Here is an 18,006-nt window from a genome sequence, read left to right on the forward strand (position 1 = left end):
GGATCCCGCCGCAAGCCGATGGCGCTGGTCCGGGAGATTCTCCGTTCCGACCTGCGGGACCTGACCGTGGCCTCCTACGGCGGCCCCGACGTGGGGCTGCTCTGCGCGGCCGGCAAGGTACGCAAGGTCGTCTTCGGGTTCGTGTCCCTGGACTCCATCGCCCTGGACCCGCACTTCCGGGCCGCACGGCAGACGGGCGCGGTGGAGGTCGCCGAGTACGACGAGGGCATGCTGCAGTGGGGCCTGTACGCGGCGGGCCTGAAACTGCCGTTCCTGCCGACCCGCGCGGGGCTCGGCTCGGACGTCACGACCTACAACCCCGGTCTGCGTACGGTCGCCGACCCCTACGGCGGTGACGAGGTGCTGGCCATGCCGGCCCTCCACCTGGACGCCGCACTGATCCACATGAACCGGGCCGACATGCACGGAAACGGGCAGTTCCTCGGGCCCGACCCGTACTTCGACGACCTCTACTGCATGGCCGCGGAACAGGCGTTCATGTCCTGCGAGAAGATCGTGCCGACCGCGGAGCTGACCGGCGCGGCCCACCCGGCCACGTTGAAGATCAACCGGTTGCTGGTGACCGGGGTGGTCGAGGCGCCCAATGGCGCCCATTTCACCTCATGCGTGCCGGATTACGACCGGGACGAGGCCTTCCAGCGGGAGTACGCCACAGCGGCGGCAGACCCCGAGCGCTGGCGGGAATTCCAGGACCGCTACCTGAGCGGATCCGAATCGGACTACCAGGCGGCCGTGGCGGCCCGCCGTCAGGAGGTGTCGGCATGACCAGTGTGATGCCCTCGGGTGCCCCCGCGACCGCGGACGCCGCCGGAGTGAGCCGCGCCGAGGTGTGCGTCGTCGCGTGCGCCGACGCCTTCCGCGACAACGGCGAGATGATCGCCAGCGCGTTCGGCACCGTACCCGCCATCGCCGTCCGGCTGGCCCGGCACACCTTCTCCCCCGACCTGCTGATCTCCGACGGAGAAGCCCACATGCTGCGCGGCACCTGGCCGGTCGGCACCCCCGCCGAGGGCGAGATCGAGGCGTGGACTCCGTTCCGTACGATCTTCGATCTGGTCTGGTACGGCAAGCGGCACGTCATGATGATCCCCAGCCAGGTCGACCGATACGGCAGCACCAACATCTCGATGGTCGGCGACTACCACCGGCCCAAGGTGCAACTGCTCGGCGTGCGCGGCGCTCCCGGCAACAGCGTCTACCACCCGACCAGCTACTGGGTTCCCAAGCACAGCACCCGGGTGTTCGTGCCGAAGGTCGACATGGTCTGCGGGGTGGGCAACGACCGGGCGGCCGAGGCCGGCCCGGCCGCGAGCCGCTACCACGACCTGCGCCGGATCGTCACCAACCTGGCGGTCTTCGACTACCACCCCGACCATGGCCCGCTCCGCCTGGCCTCGGTGCATCCGGGAGTGACGGTGGAGCAGGTGCAGGAGGCCACCGGCTTCCCGCTGGACGTCGCGGGCGACGTACCGCAGACCCGGCTGCCCACCGAGGACGAGCTGCACCTGATCCGCGAGGTGCTGGACCCGCGCGGGCTGCGCGACCGGGAGGTGACCGGATGACCGCTGTTCTGCACACCAGGGCGTGCGAGCTGTTCGGGGTGAAATACCCGATCGTGCAGACCGGGATGGGTTATGTCTCAGACCCCGCCCTGACCGCGGCCACCGCCAACGCCGGCGGTCTGGGCATCCTGTCGGCCGGCCTGCTGTCGTACGAGGAACTCGTCACGGCCATCGAGACGATCCAGGCCAAGACCGACAATCCCTTCGGCGTCAACATCCGCGCCGACCAGCCGGACGTCGAACGCCGCATCGACCTGCTGATCTCGACCGGGGTGAAGGTCGCCTCGTTCGCGTTGGCGCCCCGGCAGGACCTGATCGCCAAGTGCAAGGACGCCGGCCTGGTCGTGGTGCCGTCGATCGGCGCCCGCCGCCACGCGGAGAAGGTCGCGGCCTGGGGGGTGGACGCCGTCATCGTTCAGGGTGGCGAAGGCGGCGGCCACACCGGCGGCGTCCCGACCAGCCTGCTGCTGCCGCAGGTCGTCGACGCCGTCGACATCCCGGTGATCGGGGCCGGCGGCTTCTTCGACGGCCGCGGCCTGGTCGCCGCCCTGTCCTACGGCGCGGCCGGCATCGCAATGGGCACCCGCTTCCTGCTGACCACCGACTCCCCGGTCGCGCAGGCGGTGAAGGAGGTCTACCTGTCCAAGACGGTGAACGACACCGTGCTGACCACCGAGGTGGACGGGGTGCCCCAGCGGGTGCTGCGGGCCGGCACCATCGACAGGCTGCTGCGGACCTCGGGGCCGGGACGGCTGCTGCGGGCCGCCCGGAACGGCGTCGCGTTCCAGAAGATCTCCGGCACCCGGTGGTCGGACATCATCCGGGAAGGCCTGGCGATGAAGAAGAGCCGCGATCTGACCTGGAGCCAGGTGGTGATGGCCGCCAACGCCCCCATGCTCTACCGGGCCGCGCTGCTGGAGGGCCGCCCCGACATCGGGGTGATGGCCACCGGACAGGTCGTCGGCCTGATCGACGACCTGCCGAGCTGCCGGGAGCTGATCGACAGGATCATGGCCGAGGCCGAGGACGTGCTGCGCCGGCTCGGCGCCTGACGTCCCGGCACCGGTGCCTCCCGCCCCAGCACCGTCACTTGAACAGCCGTCGCCTTGAACAACCGAACTCTTATCAGGAGGACTGCCACATGTCCGCATTGAACGACCGCGTCGTGGTGATCACTGGTGCCGGTCGCGGGATCGGCCGGGAGCACGCGCTGCTCGCGGCCGCCGAAGGCGCCAAGGTCGTCGTCAACGACAACGGCGCCGACGCCGACGGCCGCGGCGGTGACCCCGCCTTCGCTCAGGCCGTCGCCGAGGAGATCCGGGCCGCCGGCGGGCAGGCGGTGGCCAGCGCCGCCGACGCCGCCACCCTGGAGGGCGCCCGGGAGCTGCTGGAACTGGCCCGCGGCGAGTTCGGCGCCGTGCACGGCCTGGTCAACAACGCCGGCGTCCTGCGTGACCGGATGTTCGTCAACATGTCCGAAGAGGACTGGGACGCGGTGATCCGCGGCCAGCTGCGCGCCACGTTCGCGCCCGCCCGGGTCTTCGCCGAGCACTGGCGCAACGAGTCCAAGGCGGGTCGCCGGCCGACCGCCTCGGTGGTCAACGTGCCCTCCACCTCAGGCCTGATCGGCGCGGTCGGCCAGAGCAACTACGGCGCGGCCAAGGCGGGCATCGCCGCGCTGACGGTGATCCTGGCCCAGGAGCTGGGCCGGTACGGGGTCCGGGTCAACGCCGTCACCCCGGTCGCCCGCACCCGGATGACCGAGAACGTGCCCGGCATCGCGGAGATGGTGGCCGCGCCGGCCGATCCCGAGGCCTTCGACGTGTACCACCCCGGCAACGTCTCCCCCCTGGTGGCCTGGCTGCTCACCGAGGACTGCCCGGTCAACGGGCAGGTGTACTACGCCAAGGGCGGCGAGATCCGGCAGTTCGCCGGCTGGAGCTACGCCTGGACCGTCGACCGGGGCGCCCGCTGGACCGTCGCCGACATCGACAAGGAACTGCGCAGCCGTGGCTGACCCGACCCTCCTGCCCGAACCCGGCAATCGGCGCGTGTGACCCGAAGGAGCACCAGATGGCCAATCCCAATGCCGTCGGCACGCAGGGCGTCCCGTTCCGGATGGACGTGGAGCGCGGCAAGATCCGCGAGTTCGCCCGCGCCACCGGATCGACCGACCCGGCGTACCTGGACGCCGAGCGGCCCGTCGTCCCGCCGACGTTCCTGACCACGACGTTCTTCTGGCAGACGGGCGATGCCAACCCCTGGTCGGCCGTGGAGCTGGACCAGAAGCGCGGCCTGCACGCCGAGCAGGAGTACACGTTCTTCGGGCCGCCGCCGAGCGCCGGCACCCGCCTGACCTGTCAGTCGCACATCAGCGAGATCTACACCAAGCAGGGCCGCCGCGGCGGTGAGCTGACGTTCGCCGTGATGATCACGGAGTTCCGCGACGAGACCGGCCGCCTGGTCGCCCAGGCCAAGCTGACCGGCGTCGAGACCGCACGACCCCCGGCGGAGGAGTCATGACCGTTCCCGCAGCACCCGACCCGTGGGTGGTCGGCCCGGTGACCCGTACCGACTTCGTCCGCTACCAGGGCGCGTCGGGGGACATGAACCCGATCCATCACGACGAGGAGTTCGCCAGGGCCGCCGGCTTCCCGACCCCGTTTTCTGTGGGGATGTGGCAGGCGAGCCTGCTGGGCACCTACGCGACGAACTGGCTGGGCGCCGAGAACGTGCGCAACTTCCGGATCCGCTTCCTGGAGCAGGTCTGGCCCGGCGACGTGCTCACCTGCGGCGGCGAGGTGGTGCGCGAGTACGACCACGAGGGCGAACGGCGGGTGGACATCGAGCTGACCTGCCGCCGCCAGACCGGCGGCAAGGCCGTGACGGCCTGGTCGACGTTCGTGCTGCCCGGCGCACAGCCCGATGGGGAGGCGGACGGCGCGTGAAGGCGATGCTGTGCCGCGAGCTCGGCGGGCCGGAGAACCTGCTGGCGGCCGAGGTGCCCGACCTCGTCGCGGGGCCCGGCCAGGTCGTGGTGGACGTACGGTCCGCCGGGGTGAACTTCCCCGACGGGCTGATCGTCGCCGGCACCTACCAGACCAAGCCGCCGCTGCCGTTCAGCCCGGGCTCGGAGGTGGCCGGCGTCGTCCGCGCGGTCGGCGAGGGGGTGACCGGACCCGCCCCGGGCGATCGGGTCATGGCCTTCTGCGGCATCGGCGGGTACGCCGAACAGGTCGTCGTCACCGCCGAGCGGGTGCACCCGATCCCCGACGACATGGACCTGGACCACGCAGCGGCCTTCCCCGTGGTCTACGGCACCTCCTACCACGGGCTGGTCGACCGGGCACGGCTGCGGTCAGGCGAGACCCTGCTGGTGCTGGGCGCCTCCGGCGGGGTCGGGCTGACCGCCGTGCAGATCGGCAAGGTCCTCGGCGCCCGGGTGATCGCGGCCGCTTCCAGCGAGGAGAAGCTGAACCTGTGCGCCGAGCACGGGGCCGACGAGCTGATCGACTACCGGGAGACCGACCTGGCCTCGCGGCTGAAAGAGATCACCGGCGGCGCCGGGGTGGACGTGGTGTACGACCCGGTCGGCGGCACGGCGGCCGACACCGCGGTGCGGGCGCTGGCCTGGGGCGGCCGGTACCTGACCGTCGGCTACGCCTCCGGCGACATCCCCCGGGTGGGGATGAACCGGCTGCTGCTGAAGGAGGGCGAGCTGCTCGGCGTCCTGTGGGGCGCGTGGGCCGGCCGCAATCCCGGGGCCAACGCCGAGAACATGTCCCGGCTGCTGGAGTGGTATTCCGCGGGCCTGCTGCGTCCGCACATCGACCGCCGCTATCCGCTGGCCGAGGCGGCCGCCGCACTCGCCGTGGTGATGAACCGCGAGGCAAAAGGAAAGATCGTCCTTCGAACCGGAGAGATGCCATGACCACGACCGGGCCCGCGCACGCGGGAATGGAGCTGCGTCCAACGGATCTGCGTCCAACGGAGCTGGGCTCAATGGATCTGGGCCCGAGCGAGCGAGCCCGTGAACTGCTCGCCGCACTCGGCGATTTCATGACCGAGCGGGTCTATCCGGCCGAACCGGTTTATGCGGCGCAACTCGAGGAGGCGGGCCCACGCAGCCACGTGCTGCCGCCCATCGTCGAGGAGCTGAAGACCGAGGCGCGCCGGCTGGGCCTGTGGAACCTGTTCCTGCCGGATCTCTCCGGACTGTCCAACCTCGAGTACGCCTACCTGGCCGAGATGACCGGCCGGTCGCCGTACATCGCCCCGGAGGCGCTGAACTGCGCCGCCCCCGACACCGGCAACATGGAGCTGCTGCACCTGTTCGGCACGCCGGAGCAGCAGGCCCGCTGGCTGGAGCCGCTGCTGGACGGGCGGATCCGCTCGGGCTTCTCGATGACCGAACCCGGGGTGGCCTCCTCCGACGCCCGCAACATCAGCACGTCGATCGTCCGCGACGGCGACGAGTACGTGATCAACGGGCACAAGTGGTGGACCACCGGCGCGGCCGATCCGCGCTGTGAGCTGCTGGTCCTGATGGGCAAGACCGACCCGCAGGCGGCGCCGCACCGCCAGCAGTCGATGATCCTGGTCCCGGTCGCGACGCCGGGTGTCGAGATCATCCGGTCGCTGCCCATCTTCGGCTACCACGACCAGCACGGCCACTGCGAGATCCGCTTCACCGACGTACGGGTGCCCGCGACCAACCTGCTCGGTGGAGAGGGCGACGGCTTCGCCATCGCCCAGGCCCGGCTCGGCCCGGGCCGGATCCACCACGCCATGCGCACGCTCGGCATGGCCGAACGCGGACTGGAACTGATGGTGCGCCGCACCATGTCCCGAGACGCATTCGGCGGGCCGCTGTCGGATCAGGGTGTGGTGCGGACCTGGATCGCCGAGTCCCGCATGGAGATCGAGCAGGCCCGGCTGCTGGTGCTCAAGACCGCGTGGATGATCGACCGGGTGGGCGCCAAGGGAGCGGCCACCGAGATCGCCGCCATCAAGGTGGTGGCGCCCCGCGTGGCCCGCGCCGTACTGGACCGGGCCATCCAGGCCCACGGCGGGGGCGGGGTGACGGAGGACTTCCCGATCGCCCGCATGTGGGCCAGCGCCCGGATCCTCGGCATCGCCGACGGCCCCGACGAGGTGCACATCCGGACCGTCGCCCGCCAGGAACTGCGGCGATACCGCTGATTTCGGATCAATCCGTCTGGACGCCGGGGGGACGGGAGTCCCTCCGGCGCGGTGCGGGACCGCGAGGAGCCGACCACCGATGACGCATGCCTTGAATTCCGGCGAGAACCACCACCACGTGTCTCCTCCGCTCCCTTGATAACTGAAGCGAGCGGAGGAGTCACTTCGTTGGAGCAGCCTCAGCCCGTGCGTCCCAGGCGCGTCGCCGTCCAGGACACGCCGCGGGTCAGCGCGCTCTCGGCCCCTTCGGCGTCGATCGCCGGCCCGGCGAGCTCGACGTCCACGGTTCCCCGGTAGCCGTCCGCCAGCGTGTCGTCGAGCAGCCTGGCCATCGGCAGGTCCGCGTCGCCGGGAACCCAGCGGTTCGGAAAGCTCAACGTGCCGACCTTGAAGTCGCTCACCTGCAGCAGCCGGATCCGGTCGACCTCCGCGCGCAAGGTCGACCGCAGCCCGGCCTCCTGCCAGCAGCAGTACAGGTCGACGCACAGCCCCACATCGAGCCTGCGGGCCAGTTCGGCCGCGTCCCGGACGGTGTGGATGAAGCTCAGGTCGCACCGCACCGACATCGTGTTCTCCAGGGCCAGCGCGATCCCCGCCTCACCCGCGTGTTCGACCGCCGGCGCCATCCGGCGGGTGAACCGGGCCGCGGCCTCCTCCCAGGACAGATCTCCCGACGGTCCCACGGTCAGGTACACCGTACGGGCACCGATCCGTTCCGCCGCGTCCACCGCGGCCATCAGGCTGCGCACCTGCGCGGTCCAGCCGTCGCCGTCGTCGGGATCGGCGGTGAACGGGTGCACCAGGTATTCGACGTCCACGCCGCTGCGGCCGATCACGTCGTAGGCGGCCGGCCAACCGCAGGTGGCGAGCTTCGGCACGGTGAGGCCGACCAGGTCCGTACCGGTACGCCGGTACATCTCGAGCTCCTCCGGCAGCGGCCAGGAGACCGCCGCCATGCCGCTCACGCAGATCCGGTTGCCGTAGGTCATCCGGCACGGCTCACACGTCGCCGGATCCGCCACCCGTCGAGGGTACGGACGAACTCGTCGGGTAGACCGTGCGGTAATCGTCGGGGTCGCCCTCGTCGGAGAGTCGCGCGGCACGCCCGATGAGTCCCCTGATGAGCAGGTCGTCGTTGGTCTGGCCGACATCCGTCATTCCACCACCTCGTTATCCGAAATTCTGGTCGCGAGCATCTTCGTCTCCCCCGCACTGACGGGTCAGGCGGTGACGTGGGGGATGGCCAGCAGGCCGGTGGTCCCCCCGTCCACCGGAACGGTGATGCCGTTGACGTACGCTGCCGCGTCACCGGCCAGGAAGGCGGCCACATGGGCGATGTCCTGGTCGGTGCCGAGGCGGCCCGACGGGATCTGGCTGAAGTAGTCCTCGTCGGAGCCGGGCAACGCGTTCAGCCACTGCCGGAAGCCGTGGGTGTCCATGGATCCGGGCGAGATCGCGACGGCCCGGATGCCGTACCGGCCGTACTCCGCGGCGACGCTGCGGGTCAACGCGATGATCCCTGCCTTCGCGGCCCCGTAGATCCCCAGCCCCGGCACCGCCCCGATGCCGCCGCCCGACGTCGTGGAGAGGATGACCCCGGACCTCTGTTCCATCATCACCGGCAGGGCCGCCCGGACCCCGTAGAACATCGACCCGAGGTTCAGTTCGACGATGTGGTGGAACTGCTCCGAGGTCACCTCGTGGACCGGGGCGGGGGTGGTGCCGCCCGCGTGGTTGAACATGACGTCGAGGCGGCCGTACCGCTCGACGGCGACGTCGACCAGGTGGGCGACCTGCTCCTGTGCGGTCACGTCGGCGGGGACGGCCACCGCGGTCCCCCCGGAGCCGGTGATGGCGTCCGCGGTGTCTGCCGCGGTCGCCGGGTCGATGTCGCTGACCACGACGCTCGCGCCCTCCGCCGCGAACAGTACGGCGCTGGCCCGTCCGATGCCGCGGCCGGCTCCGGTGATGACGGCGACCTTGCCCCGCAACGACTCACGCATGTTCCGAACCTTTCGATCAGCGTGCCGGCGCGGGGCTGTGCGAGGTGAGCACGAACCCCTCGTAGCCGTCCTCGGCGACCTGGTCGCAGACGCCGGCGTAGGTTCCGAGGCCGCGGACGTAGAGCATGAACGTGCGCGGCTTGCCCTCGATGTTCGCGCCGACGTACCACGAGTTCGCGCGGGGGAAGAGGGTCTGGTCCGCCGCCTCCTGGACGTGGGCGGTCCACTTCGCGGCGGCGTCCGCGCGCGGCTCGATCCGGTTCGCGCCCATCTCGTCGGCGTGACGGATCAGCTTGAGCAGCCAGTCGATCTGCATCTCGGCGGCGAGCACCATGTTCGCCAGCACGGCGGGCGATCCGGGGCCGCTCACGATGAACAGGTTGGGGAAGTCCGGCACCTGGTAGCCCAGGTAGCTGACGGGTCCCTCGCGCCAGGCCTCGCGGAACGACGCCCCGCCGGTTCCCCGGATGTCGATGCGCTGCAGCGCCCCGGTCATCGCGTCGAAGCCGGTGGCGAAGATCAGGACATCGAGCTCGTGGGCGGCGCCCTCGGTCTTGATCCCCCACTCGGTGATCCGGACGATCGGGTCCTTGCGCAGGTTCACCAGGGCGACGTTGTCCCGGTTGAACGTCTCGAAGTACCCCGAGTCGGTGCAGATCCGCTTCGTGCCGATCGGGTGGTCGTCCGGGATGAGGTCATCGGCGGTCGCCGGGTCGTGCACGATCCGCCGGATCTTCGCTTCGAAGAAGTCCGCGGCGTAGCGGTTGGTCTCCTCGTTGACGTACTGGTCGGGGAACGTCTTGCCGAAGAGCACGCCGCCCGTCGTCCACCCCTTCTCCAGCGCCGCCAGGCGCTCCTCGGGCGTGCAGTCGACGCCGTTCTTGGGATAGGCGACGTACGGCGAGCCGCCGCCGCTGCGCCTGGACTTGCGGCGTCGCTCCGGATACTCCTCGCGGATCCTGACCTGGTCGGCCGGCGTGAAGTTCCGGTTCAGGGCCGGCACGCTGTAGTTCGGGGTCCGCTGGAAGACGGTGAGCTGCTTGGCCCGTGCCGCGAGCAGCGGGGTCGACTGGATCCCCGAGGAGCCGGTGCCGATCAGGCCGACCCGTTTGCCGGCCAGGTCCGGCTCGGTGTGCGGCCACTCGGCGGTGAAGAGGACCTCGCCGGCGAAGTCGTCGATGCCGGGAATGGCCGGCTTGTTCGGCGCGGACAGCGACCCGGTGGCGCAGAGCAGGTAGCGGGCCTCGAACTCTTCACCGCTTTCCGAGCGCACCCGCCAGGTCGAGGTCCGCTCGTCGAAATGCGCGCTGACGGCACGGGTCTCCAGCCGGACGCTGTCGAGCAGGTCGAAACGCTCGGCCACGTGCTCGATGTAGGCGAGGATCTCCGGCTGGGTGGCGTAGCGCTCGCTCCACTCCCATTCGTCCTGGAGCTCCTCGTCGAAGGAGTAGGAGTAGTCGATGCTCTCCACGTCGCAGCGCGCACCGGGGTAGCGGTTGTAGTACCAGGTGCCGCCGACGCCGGCGCCGGCTTCGAGACAGAGGACGTCCAGGCCGGCCCGGCGTGCCGCGTGGATCGCGTACAGCCCGGCGAACCCGGCTCCGATGACCAGAACGTCCAAGCGGGGACGCGAGTCCGTGCTCATGCTTCACCTTTCAGAAGTTGTCGTCACGGCCATCGGGCCGAATGCCGCGCTGAGGTCGTCAGGTGTCGTCACCTGGCGATCTCACTCGTGACGTAGCTCCACCGCCACCGGGACCGGCTGCTCCCCGGCGTCGTCCGAGACGACGCTCTCGACGACCACGCGATCGAGCACGCCCTGGAAGTCGAACGGCGGCCGGTAGTCGTCACTGACGGGAAAGCCGGTGTCGCATCCGACGAACAGGCCGGGGCCGCCGATCTGCCAGCGCGCCGGCAGCGGGCCGGGGACCGGGAGCTCGGCCACCGGCCGGCCGTTCTGGTGCAGGTGGAACCCGCCGCCCGCGGCCGTCTTCCGGTAGGACAGCGCCACCTCGTGCCGGCCGGTTCCCAGCCGTTGCGGCGCGGACAGCCGGTGCTCGACGCCGGCGAGGTTGCACACCGCCACCATGCGGCCGTCGAGCAGATACCACGCCAGCCCCTGCGTCCAGTCGCCGACAGCGACGATCATGCCGTCGGCGGACGCCGTGCCGAGCTCGAGATGCGCCGTCATCCGGAACCCCTCGGTGAGAACCGGATGCAGGAACTCCGACACCGGTCCCCTCCCCGGCCGGTAGACGGCCCGATGCGGTTGCCGGTGGGTGTCCGGGCGCGGCATCTGGGGTCTGAAGGAGTACCCGTCGTTGAGGGGCAGGACCTGGTTGCGGCCGGCCTCGGTCCACCACATCTCCACGAGCCGGTCGACGATCTCCGGGTGCTCGCCGGCCAGGTCGCGGGTCTCCGCGAAGTCGTCCTCCAGGTTGAACAGCGACCACCGGTCGGTGTCGAAGTGGTGGCTACCCGGGATCATCTCCCGTTCCAGGGCGGGCGTCGGCCCGACGTGGTCGGTCCGGATCTGCCAGCCCCGGTGATACATCGAGCGCGATCCCGAGCATTCGAAGTACTGGCTGTCGCGCGGGGCGGGCGCCTGCGGGTCGGCGAAGGTACGGCCGATGCTCGCGCCGTCGAAGGACATCTGTTCCACCCCGGCGAGCCGTTCTGGCGGCTCGATCCCGGCCGCCTCCAGCAGGGTGGGCATCAGGTCCACCGCGTGGCAGAACTGCCGGCGCACCTCGCCCCCGGAGGCGATCCCGGACGGCCAGTGGACCACCAGGGGCGTCCTGACCCCGCCCAGCGCGGTGAAGCGTTTCCAGAGCCAGAACGGGGTGTTGCCCGCCCACGCCCAGCCCCAGGAGTACTGCACGTACGATCTCGGGCCCGTCATCTCATCGAGCCGGCCCAGCGTCAGCTCCCGGTTGGCGTCGCGGTCGATCCGCAGGCCGTGGTAGTTGAGCGATCCGTCCGGCCCGCCCTCGGAGCTGGTTCCGTTGTCCGACACCAGCATGACGATGGTGTCGTCGAGCCGGCCGATCTCCCGCAGGTAGTCCAGCACCCGGCCGATCTGGGCGTCGGTGTGGCTCAGGTAGGCCGCGAAGATCTCCATCCCGCGTGCGCACACCCGGCGCTCTTGTTCGTCCATCTCCTCCCAGGGACGCACCCAGGGCGGCCTCGGCGTCGGCTCGGCGCCAGGAGGCAGGATGCCCAGCTCGCGCTGGCGCCGTACGACCGCTTCGCGCCAGACGTCCCAGCCCTGGTCGAAGCGTCCCCGGTAGTGCTCGACCCACTGCTCGGGGGCCTGCAGCGGGGCGTGCATCGCGCCGGTGGCCAGGTAGACGAAGAACGGCTTGGCCGGGCAGTTCTGCTGCTGGTCGCGGATGAAGGCGATGCTCTGGTCGGCGAGATCCTCGGTCAGGTGGTAGCCCTCCTCGGGACCACGGGGCGGGGCGACGTAGGAGTTGTCCCGCACCAGCGTGGGCGTCCGCTGGGACGTCTCGGCGCTGAGGAAGCCGTAGAAACGCTCGAAGCCGAGCCCCAGCGGCCACCGGTCGTACGGCCCTGCGGGGTTGACCTCCCACCGCGGGGCAAGATGCCACTTGCCGGCCGCGAACGTGCTGTATCCCGCTCCCTTGAGCACCGCCGGCAGCGTGCCCGCCGCCGGAGAGATCTTCGCACTGTAGCCGGGCTCCGGGCACGGGACGTCGGTCAGCCAGCCCATCCCCACCCGATGGTGGTTGCGCCCGGTCAGCAGGGAGGCCCGGGTGGGCGAGCACAGGGCGGTCACGTGGAAGTTGTTGTACCGAAGGCCCTCGTCGGCCAGCCGATCGATGTTCGGGGTCTCGATGTCCGACCCGTAGCACCCCAGCTGGGCGAACCCGGTGTCGTCAAGGACGATCATCACCACGTTCGGCCGGCGCCCGGCCTGACCGTTCTGCGCCCCGGTCATGCCAGCGCCGCCATCGCGTCGTTCGCCGTCACGCCGCCATCCACCATGATCGTGCTCCCGGTGACGAAGGAGGCCTCGCCGCTGAGAAGGAACCGGACGACGCTCGCGACCTCCTCGGGCGTCCCACCCGCTTGAGCATGGCGAGCCCGGCCATCCGCTCGGCCCGGCCCGTGTCCTCCAGGCTGCGGCTGAGCATGGGGGTGGCGATGTATCCGGGGCACACGGCGTTGACCCGGACCCCGCGGGGCCCCAGTTCGGCCGCCAGGGAACGGACCAGACCGAGCACGCCCGCCTTGGAGGCGCTGTAGGACGGGATCGCGCCCTGCCCGACCAGGGCGTTGACCGAGCCGATCCCGACGACGCTCGACCCGTCTTGCGAGGTCAGGTCGGGGATCAGGGCGGCGGTGAGGAAGCCGAACGCGGTGAGGTTGACCTCCAGCACCCGCCGCCACGCCTCGGCGCTCAGCCGGGACATCGGGGTGGAGTCGACCACCCCGGCGCAGTGGACGAAACCGCCGATCGGCCCGACCACGCTTCGGGCGGCGTCCAGCGCCCCGGCGTACAGCTCCGGCTTCGACACGTCCACCGCCGCCGCCAGAACCGGGACCGAGGCCACCGCCTCCAGTCGGGCGCCGGCCTCGGTCACCGCCGCGGGATCCAGGTCCCACAGGACCACCGGCCGGCCGGAAGCCGCGATCACGGCCGCACACGCCGCGCCGATGCCGGAGGCGGCGCCGGTCACGAGCACCGGCGAGTCGGGTGAGGGCTGCGGATTCATGGTTGTGCTCCCTCGGGTCCAGCGAGATGTGAAAGTAACCTAGCAAGCGCTTGGTGGGAGGTCAACGATCGGCCGGCTTCGTCCAGATCCCTTCGGTCGCTCGCCTGCGCGCCCACGGTAAGAGCAGACGACCCCGCCGTCCGGAGCATCCCGTTGAGCGAGATGCTCGCGGCGTTCGGCGTCAGCGCAGCCGGGAGGCGTACCGCCAGGCCTGGGCGGCCAGTCCGGCCGCCTGCTCGCCGAACGACTCCGGGCTCCGATCGGTGGCGCCCATCGCGCCGGAGAGCATGCGGGTGTAGACGTTCTCCACGATGCAGGCGGTTTTCCACCAGTTGAAGGCCAGGTAGTAGTCCACCGGGGCGGGGTCGACGCCGAGGCAGGCGAAGTACCGGGCGCACAGGTCGTCCCGGGAGGCGAATCCGGGCAGTCCGGTCGGCGGGGTGTGCAGCGCGGTGTGCGCGTCGCCGGGTTCGGCCCAGTAGACCAGGAACTGTCCGAGGTCGGCCAGCGGGTCGCCGATCGTGGTGAGCTCCCAGTCGAGGATGCCCAGCACCGTGCCTCCGGTGTCGAGCAGGCAGTTGTCCAGCCGGAAGTCGCCGTGCACGATCCCGGTCCGCCGCTGCTCTGGAATGTGCTCCACCAGCCGGGCGTGGGCCCGCTCGAGGTCCGGAAGCGGGCGGATGGTCGTCTTGCGCCAGTTGTCGTGCCAGCGGCGCAGCTGCCGGGCGAGATGGTCGCGCCGCTCGGCCAGGCCGCCCAGCCCGAGGCGGGCCGGGTCGACCGAATGCAGGGCGGCCATGGCGTCGATCAGCGCCGGACCGATCCGCCCGCGATCACCGACCGGGAAGGCCGCTTCAACGCCGGCCGGGTCGCGCAGCACCAGGCCGTCCAGGTGCTCCATCACGACGAACGGGGCCCCGGTGACGGCGGGGTCCTCGCACACCGCGAGGACGGCCGGCACCGGCACCTCGCCCGCCACCGCACGGAGTATGCGGGCCTCGCGCAGGACGTCGTGCGCGTTCGCCGGATGGTCCCCCAGCGGCGGCCGACGCAGCACGAACCGTACGCCCGCGGCATCGGTGACCAGGAACGTCAGGTTGGACCGGCCCCCGGCCAGCCTGGAGAACTCGACCGGCGCCCGGAGCCCCGGGACATGGGCGGCGAGCCAGCCTCCCACCGCGTCGGACAGTCCCAGGCCGGTCTGGACGACATGACTCATCGGCTGCTCCCGGAGACGAACGTCAAGGCATAAGCGCTGCGACTCAATGTAGCAAGCGCTTGGTTGAGTTGCCAGGGCAGCCGATGCACCACATCGGCTCTCAGCGCGGACTCAAACCGTGCAGGAAGAGGGAGACGATGTCGTCGGCGAACCGCTCCGGGGAGTACTGCTCCGTGGGCTTGAACCAGCGAACCGAGAGCCAGAGCGCGTCACGGATCAGCCGGTACATGACGCGTGGCGAAATGTCCGAACGGAAGTCCCCGGAGGCGACACCGGCCTCGAGAACACCGACCCAGGTCTCATGAATGACGCCGGCGGCGCGTTTGATCTGATCGAAGGACGGCAGCGAGGGCAGGTGATTGCCGCTGTTCTGATAGAGCTCGCTGGCGTGCGGGTGCGCCTCCATCACCGCCAGCGACCCGTGGATGAGTTCGGCCAACTGCGTGCGCGGGCCGGAGACCTCGACCATGATCTTCTCGTACCGGGACGTGAGGTCGTCCAGGTAGCTGGTCACGATCGCGTCCACCATCTCGTCCTTGGACTTGAAATGGTGGTAGAGGCTCCCGGAAAGCATGCCGACGGCGTCGGCGATCTCCCGCACGGTCGTCGACGCGATCCCTTTGCCGGCGAACATGGCGGCCGCCTGCTGGAGAATGGCGGTCCGGCGGTCCGGCGTCTCAGCCATCTCACTCCCTTCCGATCTGGAACGGCGGCCTCGGGAGTGCCTGGACGCGCCTGGACGTGCCCCCATGTCGCCAATCAAGCGCTTGTTATATCACACTCCGAGATCGAGGAGTAGGGATCGGCCACTACGGTCACTGGTCGCGCATTGTCATATGCCGAGCAGGCGGCGGATCCGGGCGGCGCTCATGGCCTGTGGTTGATCGGCGGACCATTCGAAGTCGTCAAGGAGGGCGTCGAGGTCGGCGCGGGCCGCCCCGCCACGTGCCACGGCTTCACGGGGGGTGAGCCCGCCCAGGGCCGGGATCGACTGGTCCACCCAGCTCCTCTCATAGTTCTGGATGAACTCTTCCATGATCTCCGCCGTCTGCTCGGGCGGGAGGCCGGGATCGGCTGACGCGGGGGCATCTCGCAGCGCGCGTTCGATCGGCACGCTGGACTCGTCGATCTGCCTGGCGTCGGGTGCGACGGAGCGGAGCAGTTCCTGCAGCTCGCGCAGACGCTCCACGGAGTTGGTCTCGATGGTCCAGCGCGGGCCGTCCCTCCGGATCGTGCCACGCACCACATCGTCGTCGCCCTTGGCGATGAGCTCGTCCGGCCCGCCCTGGCCGAGTCGCTCGGCCAGGGCCTGCCAGGAGGCAGCACCGACGTCGTAGCGGGCCGAGCAGATCACCAGGTCGTGGCCCTCGCGGTTGGTGATGTGCGGCATGGGCTGCGGACCGAAGAACCGCGCGATCTCGTAAGGGCCGGGGTCCTCGGCCAGCAGCGCCAGCAGGTGCGGACGGCGCATGCGGTCGATTCTGAACGGGCTTCCGAAGATCTTCGGTCCGGTTCCATCGTCGAGCAGGCGGGTCAGGGCGAGATCGAGTGGCCTGGCGTGCTGGGAGAACAGCCGGTCACGCAGCACCACCGGGTCTCCTCCCGGCAGCGGCCGGACCGTCGCCTCGCCGAGCCGTACCGACACGACCTCCCACAGCCGCAAGGGTGTGTCGCGCCATGTCTCCAGCAGGGCGCGCTCATCGCCGCGGAACCAGTCGCCGCGCTCTGCCAGGAAGGCGTCGAGGCACTCGATGGCCGCCAGGTCGGCGAACGCGGGCTCCAGCCCCGGGTTCTCGGTGATTTCGATCAGGTCGACGAGCAGATCGATCTGCGCCGGGCGCTGGGAGTAGAGGAGCAGGAGGTGATACAGCAGCACGGCGCGTGCGGGCAGGGGATGGTGCAGCTTGCCCAGGCAGCATTTCTTGTACTTCTGCCCGGAGCCGCAGGGACAGGGCTGGTTGCGACCCGTCGTGCCGGCCGGGGCCGCCAGCAACGGCCGCAGGGTGTGCCGCAGTCCCTGGCCGGGGGGCCCTCCCCATCGTCGCAGCAGGCTGTCGGCGCGGACGAGATCCCCCCGGCAGGCCGCGTACTCCGCCGCGTCGACCAGCGCGATCGGGTTGTCCGGATCGGCGGCGAGCACTTCATCGATCAGGCCCGCCGCCGTCCGCGGGTCGCCGCTCCCCTCCGCTGTGCGTGCCGCCAGCAGTAGCGCCACCGCCTTCTGGACGCCGGTCGATGCCGTACGGCGGAGCCCGGCGATGATCTCCTCGGGCAGGGGATCTTCCTCGGCCTCGTCGGCGGCCCGCTCCAGCAAGTCGCCGGAGTCGGCGAGAACGCCGACGACCAGGGACAGGTCATCCTCCGAGGAGTCGGGGGAACCGAGTATCCCGCGGATCATCGTGAGATGGACGATTTCTTCGTACGACAGGTTCTCCACATCGCCGGCTTCATCAGGGGCGCCCCTGAGGGACACGGCGCCATCGGCCACCTCCAGCTTCGCCAGCTGCAGCAGAGGACGCAACGGCGGCAGCGGCTCGGCGAACACGGCACGGTCCGCGGCGAGCAGGTCGGCCACGATTTCGTCGATGTCGACGAACGGCGAGAACTCCGTGGGCTCCTGCGCGAAGGCGGCGAGCCCGCTCATCGCGTGGGTCCGGAACGCTTCCACGACCTGCGGCAGCCGCTCGTACGGCCCGGCCGTACCCAGGTCGAACCTCTCCACCGTCAGACAGCCGTCACTGAGCCGCACCGAGATCAGGTCATCAGGGGAGAAGTCGTTCAGCCACCCGTCAGGGCCGGTCAGGACCGTCTCCGCCAGGTAGTCCGCGTCGATCCGGTCGTCGATGCCGACGGTCCCACCGGTGCTCAGCGGGAGCCCGTCCTCGGCCAGGCGGACCCACAGGGCAAGGTCGTCCTCACCCGTCAGGACGCCCTCCTCGAGCTCAACCGAGGTGAGAAAGTGGGTGAACACCGCACCTTCCGCCAGGGTGAGCAGGTCGACCCACCCCTCGTCGGCCTCATGCGCCCGGGCGGATGTCCGCAACGCGAGTTCGACCTCGTCCTCGCCGACTCCCACCGAGGCGGCCAGCTCGGCCGTGGTCACCGGGCCGGCGGCGGCGAGACGCGAGAGGACCTTCGGGAGCCAGGTGCGCGGATCTGACGATCTGAGCTGGCGTACGTTCATACCTCATTGTCGTCCATCATGCCGGGTGGCCGCTCGAGCTTCGCTAGGCTTACACCCTCCCCGATCTTCTCCCCGA

The 18,006-nt window shown here is 70.4% G+C and carries 16 protein-coding genes and 1 pseudogene; 8 read left to right on the top strand and 9 right to left on the bottom strand.

Features of this window, described 5'->3' with window-relative positions; translation table 11 throughout:
• From Mth01_RS01725 to Mth01_RS01760, 8 genes are all read left to right on the top strand, one after another.
• On the top strand, window positions 1-786 hold a 786-nt coding region (locus tag Mth01_RS01725), incomplete at its 5' end, for a CoA transferase subunit A (RefSeq protein WP_204010151.1).
• Entirely contained in the window at window positions 783-1,583 is an 801-nt protein-coding gene (locus Mth01_RS01730) for a CoA-transferase subunit beta (protein WP_239089122.1), read from the top strand. The genes Mth01_RS01725 and Mth01_RS01730, both read left to right, overlap by 4 nt.
• Window positions 1,580-2,635: an NAD(P)H-dependent flavin oxidoreductase gene (locus tag Mth01_RS01735; RefSeq protein WP_204010153.1), complete on the top strand. Its 1,056-nt coding sequence runs from the start codon at window positions 1,580-1,582 to the stop codon at window positions 2,633-2,635. Before Mth01_RS01730 ends, Mth01_RS01735 begins: the two co-directional genes overlap by 4 nt.
• Window positions 2,636-2,724: 89 nt before the next feature.
• Window positions 2,725-3,600: an SDR family NAD(P)-dependent oxidoreductase gene (locus Mth01_RS01740; protein WP_204010155.1), complete on the top strand. Its 876-nt coding sequence runs from the start codon at window positions 2,725-2,727 to the stop codon at window positions 3,598-3,600.
• A 56-nt stretch (window positions 3,601-3,656) separates the two neighbouring features.
• Window positions 3,657-4,106: an FAS1-like dehydratase domain-containing protein gene (locus Mth01_RS01745; RefSeq protein ID WP_204010157.1), complete on the top strand. Its 450-nt coding sequence runs from the start codon at window positions 3,657-3,659 to the stop codon at window positions 4,104-4,106.
• Window positions 4,103-4,531, top strand: coding sequence for a MaoC/PaaZ C-terminal domain-containing protein (locus Mth01_RS01750; RefSeq protein WP_204010160.1), 429 nt, complete (start codon window positions 4,103-4,105; stop codon window positions 4,529-4,531). Before Mth01_RS01745 ends, Mth01_RS01750 begins: the two co-directional genes overlap by 4 nt.
• Before the next feature lie 5 nt (window positions 4,532-4,536).
• A complete protein-coding gene (locus Mth01_RS01755; protein ID WP_239089157.1) occupies window positions 4,537-5,514 on the top strand; it encodes an NADPH:quinone oxidoreductase family protein in 978 nt (325 codons plus the stop codon).
• Between the two features lie 71 nt (window positions 5,515-5,585).
• The gene (locus Mth01_RS01760; RefSeq protein WP_204010166.1) at window positions 5,586-6,785 is read left to right on the top strand and encodes an acyl-CoA dehydrogenase family protein; all 1,200 of its coding nucleotides are present in this window, start codon (window positions 5,586-5,588) and stop codon (window positions 6,783-6,785) included.
• A gap of 179 nt (window positions 6,786-6,964) precedes the next feature.
• On the opposite strand, the gene Mth01_RS01765 is transcribed toward Mth01_RS01760, so the two are convergent.
• The 9 genes and pseudogenes from Mth01_RS01765 to Mth01_RS01805 all read right to left on the bottom strand — a co-directional run bounded on the left by Mth01_RS01765 (window position 6,965) and on the right by Mth01_RS01805 (window position 17,930).
• Window positions 6,965-7,807: a sugar phosphate isomerase/epimerase family protein gene (locus Mth01_RS01765; RefSeq protein ID WP_204010170.1), complete on the bottom strand. Its 843-nt coding sequence runs from the start codon at window positions 7,805-7,807 to the stop codon at window positions 6,965-6,967.
• Window positions 7,785-7,943 carry a hypothetical protein gene (locus Mth01_RS01770; RefSeq protein ID WP_204010173.1) on the bottom strand — a complete coding sequence of 53 codons (159 nt, stop codon included), beginning with the start codon at window positions 7,941-7,943 and terminating at the stop codon, window positions 7,785-7,787. Before Mth01_RS01770 ends, Mth01_RS01765 begins: the two co-directional genes overlap by 23 nt.
• 62 nt (window positions 7,944-8,005) lie before the next feature.
• Window positions 8,006-8,788, bottom strand: a complete 783-nt coding sequence (locus tag Mth01_RS01775; RefSeq protein WP_204010176.1) for an SDR family NAD(P)-dependent oxidoreductase — start codon at window positions 8,786-8,788, stop codon at window positions 8,006-8,008.
• A 16-nt stretch (window positions 8,789-8,804) separates the two neighbouring features.
• Window positions 8,805-10,433 (bottom strand): flavin-containing monooxygenase, encoded by a 1,629-nt coding sequence (locus Mth01_RS01780; RefSeq protein ID WP_204010179.1) that lies wholly within the window; start codon window positions 10,431-10,433, stop codon window positions 8,805-8,807.
• An 81-nt stretch (window positions 10,434-10,514) separates the two neighbouring features.
• Entirely contained in the window at window positions 10,515-12,749 is a 2,235-nt protein-coding gene (locus Mth01_RS01785) for an arylsulfatase (RefSeq protein ID WP_204010182.1), read from the bottom strand.
• Window positions 12,746-13,527: pseudogene (locus tag Mth01_RS01790) on the bottom strand (SDR family NAD(P)-dependent oxidoreductase). The gene Mth01_RS01785 and the pseudogene Mth01_RS01790 overlap by 4 nt, the downstream one beginning before the upstream one ends.
• Before the next feature lie 181 nt (window positions 13,528-13,708).
• Window positions 13,709-14,746 (bottom strand): phosphotransferase family protein, encoded by a 1,038-nt coding sequence (locus tag Mth01_RS01795; protein ID WP_204010187.1) that lies wholly within the window; start codon window positions 14,744-14,746, stop codon window positions 13,709-13,711.
• A 100-nt stretch (window positions 14,747-14,846) separates the two neighbouring features.
• The gene (locus Mth01_RS01800) at window positions 14,847-15,431 is read right to left on the bottom strand and encodes a TetR/AcrR family transcriptional regulator (protein WP_204010189.1); all 585 of its coding nucleotides are present in this window, start codon (window positions 15,429-15,431) and stop codon (window positions 14,847-14,849) included.
• 147 nt (window positions 15,432-15,578) lie between these two features.
• Window positions 15,579-17,930, bottom strand: a complete 2,352-nt coding sequence (locus Mth01_RS01805; protein WP_204010192.1) for an SEC-C metal-binding domain-containing protein — start codon at window positions 17,928-17,930, stop codon at window positions 15,579-15,581.
• Window positions 17,931-18,006 lie beyond the last annotated feature (76 nt).

The sequence above is a fragment of the Sphaerimonospora thailandensis genome (assembly GCF_016863115.1).
GTDB classification, from domain to species: Bacteria; Actinomycetota; Actinomycetes; order Streptosporangiales; family Streptosporangiaceae; genus Sphaerimonospora; species Sphaerimonospora cavernae.

Coding starts and splice junctions, on each gene's coding strand:
- Mth01_RS01730 (WP_239089122.1), top strand. CDS start 783: ATGACCAGTGTGATGCCCTCGGGTGCCCCCGCGACCGCGGACGCCGCC.
- Mth01_RS01735 (WP_204010153.1), top strand. CDS start 1,580: ATGACCGCTGTTCTGCACACCAGGGCGTGCGAGCTGTTCGGGGTGAAA.
- Mth01_RS01740 (WP_204010155.1), top strand. CDS start 2,725: ATGTCCGCATTGAACGACCGCGTCGTGGTGATCACTGGTGCCGGTCGC.
- Mth01_RS01745 (WP_204010157.1), top strand. CDS start 3,657: ATGGCCAATCCCAATGCCGTCGGCACGCAGGGCGTCCCGTTCCGGATG.
- Mth01_RS01750 (WP_204010160.1), top strand. CDS start 4,103: ATGACCGTTCCCGCAGCACCCGACCCGTGGGTGGTCGGCCCGGTGACC.
- Mth01_RS01755 (WP_239089157.1), top strand. CDS start 4,537: ATGCTGTGCCGCGAGCTCGGCGGGCCGGAGAACCTGCTGGCGGCCGAG.
- Mth01_RS01760 (WP_204010166.1), top strand. CDS start 5,586: ATGGATCTGGGCCCGAGCGAGCGAGCCCGTGAACTGCTCGCCGCACTC.
- Mth01_RS01770 (WP_204010173.1), bottom strand. CDS start 7,943: ATGACGGATGTCGGCCAGACCAACGACGACCTGCTCATCAGGGGACTC.
- Mth01_RS01775 (WP_204010176.1), bottom strand. CDS start 8,788: ATGCGTGAGTCGTTGCGGGGCAAGGTCGCCGTCATCACCGGAGCCGGC.
- Mth01_RS01780 (WP_204010179.1), bottom strand. CDS start 10,433: ATGAGCACGGACTCGCGTCCCCGCTTGGACGTTCTGGTCATCGGAGCC.
- Mth01_RS01785 (WP_204010182.1), bottom strand. CDS start 12,749: ATGACCGGGGCGCAGAACGGTCAGGCCGGGCGCCGGCCGAACGTGGTG.
- Mth01_RS01795 (WP_204010187.1), bottom strand. CDS start 14,746: ATGAGTCATGTCGTCCAGACCGGCCTGGGACTGTCCGACGCGGTGGGA.
- Mth01_RS01800 (WP_204010189.1), bottom strand. CDS start 15,431: ATGGCTGAGACGCCGGACCGCCGGACCGCCATTCTCCAGCAGGCGGCC.
- Mth01_RS01805 (WP_204010192.1), bottom strand. CDS start 17,930: ATGAACGTACGCCAGCTCAGATCGTCAGATCCGCGCACCTGGCTCCCG.